Raw genomic sequence first — 6108 nt, forward strand, 5'->3', positions numbered from 1 at the left:
CCCGGTTCGTGGAGATCGGGCCGGACAGTGTGCTCACCGCGATGGTCGCCGACTGCGTCGACGACGCGGTGGCGATTGCGTTGCAGCGTCGCGACCGGGAGCAGGTGGCCGCGTACGCCACCGGGATGGCGCAGGCGTGGATCAGCGGCGTCGACCTCGACTGGACGGCCGTGCACCCGGGGGCACGGCAGGTCGAGCTGCCCACCTACGCCTTCCAACACCAGCACTACTGGATGCAGGACACGGGCGCGGACCGGGACGTCACCGCCGCCGGCCTGCTCGACGCCGGGCACCCGCTGCTGTCGGCCGTCACCACCCTGCCCGACACCGACGGGCTGATCGCCACCGGCCTGCTGTCCCGGCGTACCCACCCGTGGCTGGCCGAGCACACGCTGGGCGACACGATCGTGCTGCCCGGCACCGGACTCGTCGAACTCGCCCTCCGGGCCGGGGACCAGGTCGGCTGCGGCCGGCTGGCCGAACTCACCCTCCAGGCGCCACTGGTCGTCCCCGACGACGACGGCGTCCAGGTGCAGGTGGCCGTCGGCGCGCCCGGCGAGGACGGCGGCCGGCCGGTCACCGTCTACTCCCGGCACCGGGACGCGCCGTGGACCCGGCACGCCACCGGCCTGCTCACCCCGCCCCCGGCCGCTGCACCGGCCGACCCGGCGAGCGCCTGGCCGCCGGCCGCCGCCACCCCCGTCGACGTCGACGGGATCTACGAGCGGATGGCCGACGCCGGACTGGTCTACGGCCCGGTCTTCCAGGGCCTGCGGACCGCCTGGCGGCACGGCGACGAGGTGTACGCCGAGGTGGCGCTCCCGGCCGACGTGCTCGACGCCGACCGGTTCCACCTGCACCCCGCCCTGTTCGACGCGGCCCTGCACGCCGTCGGGCTGAGCCGGGGCGAGGGCCGGCCCGGCGTCCCGTTCTCCTGGACCGGGGTCACCGTCCACGCCACCGGGGCGGACGCGCTGCGGGTCACCGTCACCCCCGCCGGCCCCGACGAGGTCGCCCTCACCCTCACCGACCACAGCGGCGCACCCGTCGCCCGGGTCGACTCGCTGGTGCTGCGGGAGATCGACACGTCCCAGCTCGCCGCCGCCCGCACCGGTCGGCAGGACCACCTCTACCGGGTCGACTGGACCCCGGTGCCGCTGCCCGCCACCCCGGCCACCGGCCGGTGGGCGCTGGTCGGCGTCGACGAGTTCAAGGTGGCCGCCGCGCTCGACACCGTCGGCCTGCTCGCCGAGACCCACCCCGACCTGACCGCCCTCACCGCCGCCCTGGACACGGGCGGGGCCGCGCCGGACGTGGTGCTGGTCGCCAGCGTCCAGCCCGACTCCCGGGACCTCGCCGCCGGTGCCCGGCACACCACCGGTCAGCTGCTCACCCTGCTGCAGGGCTGGCTCGCCGACGAGCGACTGGCGTCGTCCCGGCTGCTGGTGCTCACCCACGGCGCGCAGGGCACCCGGGTCACCGAACCGGCCGCCGCGGCGGTCTGGGGTCTGGTCCGGTCCGCCCAGTCGGAGAACCCGGGGCGGATCGTCCTGGTCGACCTCGACGACCACGACGGGTCGGCCCAGGCGCTCCCGGCGGTGCTGGCCGGCGGCGAACCGCAGCTCGTCGTCCGCGAGGGCGTCGCCCACGCCGCCCGGCTGGTGCCCGCCACCGCGCCCGACGACACCCCCGGCAGCGCCTTCACCGAGGGTGGGACCGTCCTGCTCACCGGGGCCGCCGGCACCCTCGGCGGGCTCGTCGCCCGGCACCTGGTCGACACGTACGGGGTGCGGCACCTGCTGCTGGCCAGCCGGCGCGGGCCGGACGCCCACGGAATGGCCGCGTTGCGCGACGACCTCACCGCCCGGGGAGCGGAGGTCACCGTGGCCGCCTGCGACCTGGCCGACCGGGACGCGGTAGCCGCGCTGCTCGCCGGGGTGCCCGCCGGGCACCCGCTGACCGGGGTGGTGCACGCCGCCGGGGTGCTCGACGACGGGATCATCCCGTCGCTGACCCGGGACCGCCTCGACGCGGTGCTGCGCCCCAAGGTCGACGCCGCCACCCACCTGCACGAGTTGACCCGCGACGCGGACCTCACCGCGTTCGTGCTGTTCTCCTCGGCGGCCGGCGTGCTCGGTGGCCCGGGGCAGGGCAACTACGCGGCGGCGAACGCCTTCCTCGACGCGCTGGCGGGCGCGCGGCAGGCCGCCGGGCTGCCCGCCCAGTCCCTGGCCTGGGGGCCGTGGGCAGGCGGCGGGATGGCCGACGACCTCGGCGGCACCGACCGGGCCCGGATGTCGCGGGGCGGGGTGCTGCCGATGTCCACCGCGGAGGGGCTGGCCCTGCTGGACGCGGCGCTGGCCCGTACCGAGGCGGTGCTCGTCCCGGTCAAGGCCGACCTGGGCACCCCGGCGGGCGGCGAGGTGCCGGCGATCCTGCGGGCCCTGGTCACCCCGACCCGGCGGGCCGCGGCGGCAACGAACCGGCCCGACCCGGCGGCGCTGCGGCGTACCCTCGGCGGGCTCGACGCCGACGGCCAGCAGGCGCTGCTGGCCGACCTGGTCCGCTCGCGCGCCGCGGCCGTGCTCGGCCACGGCGGTGCCGACGACCTCGACCCGGCGCTGCGCTTCGTCGAGCTGGGCTTCGACTCGCTCACCGCGATGGAGCTGCGCACCGCGCTCAACGAGGCGACCGGGCTGCGGCTGGCCACCGGGGTGGTCTTCGACCACGGCAGCGTCGACGAACTCGCCGCGCTGCTGCGCACCGAGCTGGCCGCGCCACCGGCCGAGGAGCGGGCCGGCACGCCCGACGCCGCCGCCGACACGATGAGCGCGCTGTTCCGCACCGCCGTCAAGAGCGGCCGGGTGCAGCAGGGCCTGTCCCTGCTGTACGCGGTGGCCGACATCCGGCCCACCTTCGACGGGCCCGCCGACCTGCCGCAGGTCCCCGCCCCGCGCCGGCTCGCCCGGGGCGACCAGGGGCCGGCGATCATCTGCTTCCCGTCGCCGATGGCACTCGGCGGCGACCAGCAGTACGCCCGGTTCACCGCCGAGTTCGGCGGCACCCGGGACGTGTGGACCCTGCCGGTGCCCGGTTTCGGCCGGGACGAGAGCCTGCCCGCCTCCGCCGACGCGGCGGTACGGGTCTTCGCCGAGATGGTCCGCCCGATCGCCGAGCAGGGGCCGTACGTCATCGTCGGCTACTCCTCCGGCGGGCTGTTCGCCCACGCCACCGCCGGTGAGCTGGAGCGGCAGGGGCACGGCCCGGCCGGGGTGGTGCTGCTGGACACCTACCTCACCACCGGCAGCACCACGGCGACGTTCTTCACCCACATGCTCGACTCGCTGCTGGACCGGGAGGCCACCTTCGGCGAGTTCAGCAGCGCCCGGCTGTCGGCGATGGGCCGCTACGTCCGGCTGTTGCAGAGCTGCCCGGTGGAGGAGATCGACACGCCGGTGCTCTTCGTCCGGCCGCAGGAGTCCATCGTGGCCGGCGGGGACGACGACGGGTGGCGGGCCACCTGGGAGACCCCGCACACGCTCCGGGAGGTGCCCGGCGACCACTTCACCATGATGGAGGGCCAGGTCGCCACGACCGCCGGGGTGGTACGGGACTGGATCGCGCAGTGACGACACCGGGAGTGGACGACATGACACTGGCACCGACCGCGAAGGGCACCGTCGAGTTCGGTGACCACCGGACCTGGTACCGGGTGACGGGCGAGCTGCACGACGGCAAGCCCCCGCTGGTGGTGCTGCACGGCGGGCCCGGCAGCACCCACGACTACCTGCTCAACATGGCCGGGTTGAGCCGGTCCGGCTGGCCGGTGGTGCACTACGACCAGCTCGGCAACGGCGGCTCCACCCACCTGCGGGGCCGGGGCGCCGACTTCTGGACCGTCGAGCTGTTCCTCGCCGAACTCGACAACCTGCTGCGCCGCCTCGGCATCGCCGAGGAGTACGTGCTGTTCGGGCAGTCCTGGGGCGGGGTGCTGGCGGCGGCCCACGCGGCCGACCGGCCGGCCGGGCTGCGCGGCCTGGTGATCGCCAACGCGCCCGCGTCGTACCCGCTGTGGCTGCCGGAGCTGGACGTGCTGCGGGCCGCGCTGCCGCCCGGCGTGGACGCGACGCTGCGCCGGCACGAGGCCGCCGGCACCACCGGCAGCCCGGCGTACACGGCCGCGATGATGGTCTTCTACCAGCGGCACGTGTGCCGGCGTAAGCCGTTGCCGCCGGAGCTGATGGCCACCTTCATGGAGATCAACGGCGACCCGACCGTCTACCACGCGATGAACGGGCCGAGCGAGTTCCACATCACCGGCACGCTGCGCGACTACTCGCTGCTCGACCGGCTGCCGCAGATCGACACGCCGACCCTGGTGATCAGCGGCGAGTACGACGAGGTCACCCCCGCCGCCGTGCGCCCCTTCCACGATCTCGTCCCCGGGGCCCGCTGGGAGATCATCGAGGGGGCCAGCCACCTGCCCCACCTGGAGACCCCGGAGCGGTTCACCGAGATCCTCACCCAGTTCCTCGACAAGCTCTGAATCCCGGCCGCCCGGCCGGCCCGCTCAGGCGGGGCGGGCCGCCGGGGCGGGGTGGCGGGCGTCGTAGGCCGCCCGGTGGGCGTGTACGTCGTCCAGGTGCGTTTCGGCCCACGCCTTGAGGGCACGCATCGTCTCGTGCAGGGAGAAGCCTAGGTCGGTCAGCTCGTAGGTGACCGTGACCGGCACGGTCGCCGTCGCGGTACGGCTGACCAGGCCGTCGCGTTCCAGGGTGCGCAGCGTCTGGGTGAGCATCTTCTGGCTGACCCCGGCGAGCAGGCGGGACAGCTCCGAGTAGCGCATCGGCCGGGGGGTGCCGGCGCAGTCCGCGCCGAACCGGTGCGAGCCGTCGGTGCGCAGCGCGGCCAGCACCAGCGCGACCCACTTGTCGGAGATCCGGGCGAGCAGTTCGCGACTGGGACACTGCGCCACGAACGCGTCGTACGCCACCGCCGCCTCCGCCCGGCGCTCGGCCGCCGTCCTCGTGGTCATCGCCGTTCCTCCCGCAGTCGGTGCGCTACGCACTTCCAGGTGCCTACTTCCCGGCAGAAAGCTACCTCACCGATAGTGGTCGGGTACCACTCCGTCCACCACGAAAGGCCGAGGTAACACACATGCTCACCCGCTCTCTGCCCGGCGGCACCTGGACGCTGGGCGACCTGACTGTCACCCGGTTCGGCTACGGTGCCATGCAACTCGCCGGCCCCGGGGTGATGGGACCGCCCGCCGACCCCGACGCGGCGCTGGCCGTCCTGCGGGAGGTCGTCGCCCTCGGCATCACGCACATCGACACCAGTGACGCCTACGGGCCGCACGTGACCAACCGGCTGATCCGCGCGGCCCTGCACCCGTACCCCGAGGGGCTGCACCTGGTGACCAAGGTCGGTGCGACCCGGGACGCGCAGGGTGGCTGGCCCACCGCGCGGGAGCCGGAGCAACTGCGCCGGGCCGTCGAGGAGAACCTGGAGAACCTCGGCGTCGAGGCCCTGGACCTGGTCAACCTCCGGCTCGGTGACGCCACGGGGCCCCGGGCCTGCTCCCTCGCCGAACCGCTCGAGGCGCTCGTCGCACTCCGGCGCAAGGGCCTGATCCGGCACCTCGGGTTGAGCAACGTGACGCCCGAGCAGGTCACCGAGGCACAGTCGATCGCCCCGATCGTGTGCGTGCAGAACCTCTACAACCTGGCGTACCGGCAGGACGACGCGCTGATCGACCGGCTCGCCGGGCAGGGGGTGGCCTACGTGCCCTACTTCCCGCTGGGCGGGTTCAGCCCGTTGCAGTCCGCGGCGCTGTCGGCCGTGGCCGCCCGCCGGGACGCCACGCCGATGGCTGTCGCCCTGGCCTGGCTGCTGCAGCGCTCACCCAACATCCTGCTCATCCCCGGCACCTCGTCGGTGGCGCACCTGCGGGAGAACGTCGCCGGGGCGGGGCTGACGCTCACCGCCGACGACCTCGCCGCGTTGGACGCGAGCGGACGCTGCGGGCCGGACCGCCAAAAGTGCCCGTGACCATATGCGGTCACGGGCACTTTTCGGAACGGGTGCCGCTCACACGGGAGCGGGCAC

Annotated in this window: 4 protein-coding genes; 3 read left to right on the plus strand and 1 reads right to left on the minus strand. The window is 74.8% G+C overall.

Going from position 1 to position 6108, the window contains the following annotated elements; translation table 11 throughout:
* Both ACOJTC_RS12445 and ACOJTC_RS12450 read left to right on the plus strand, forming a co-directional pair.
* Window positions 1-3629: type I polyketide synthase (locus tag ACOJTC_RS12445; protein WP_420116966.1), on the plus strand; the 3629-nt coding region annotated here is incomplete at its 5' end.
* 11 nt (window positions 3630-3640) lie between these two features.
* Entirely contained in the window at window positions 3641-4546 is a 906-nt protein-coding gene (locus ACOJTC_RS12450; protein WP_204928211.1) for a proline iminopeptidase-family hydrolase, read from the plus strand.
* A gap of 24 nt (window positions 4547-4570) precedes the next feature.
* Here ACOJTC_RS12450 and ACOJTC_RS12455 read toward each other — a convergent pair whose 3' ends face one another.
* A complete protein-coding gene (locus ACOJTC_RS12455; protein WP_363658374.1) occupies window positions 4571-5035 on the minus strand; it encodes a winged helix-turn-helix transcriptional regulator in 465 nt (154 codons plus the stop codon).
* 122 nt (window positions 5036-5157) lie between these two features.
* Here ACOJTC_RS12455 and ACOJTC_RS12460 point away from each other — a divergent pair, with 122 nt between their 5' ends.
* Window positions 5158-6051 carry an aldo/keto reductase family oxidoreductase gene (locus tag ACOJTC_RS12460; protein ID WP_420116967.1) on the plus strand — a complete coding sequence of 298 codons (894 nt, stop codon included), beginning with the start codon at window positions 5158-5160 and terminating at the stop codon, window positions 6049-6051.
* Window positions 6052-6108: the final 57 nt, after the last annotated feature.

The sequence above is a fragment of the Micromonospora sp. genome (assembly GCF_048594385.1).
Taxonomy (GTDB): domain Bacteria; phylum Actinomycetota; class Actinomycetes; order Mycobacteriales; family Micromonosporaceae; genus Micromonospora; species Micromonospora wenchangensis.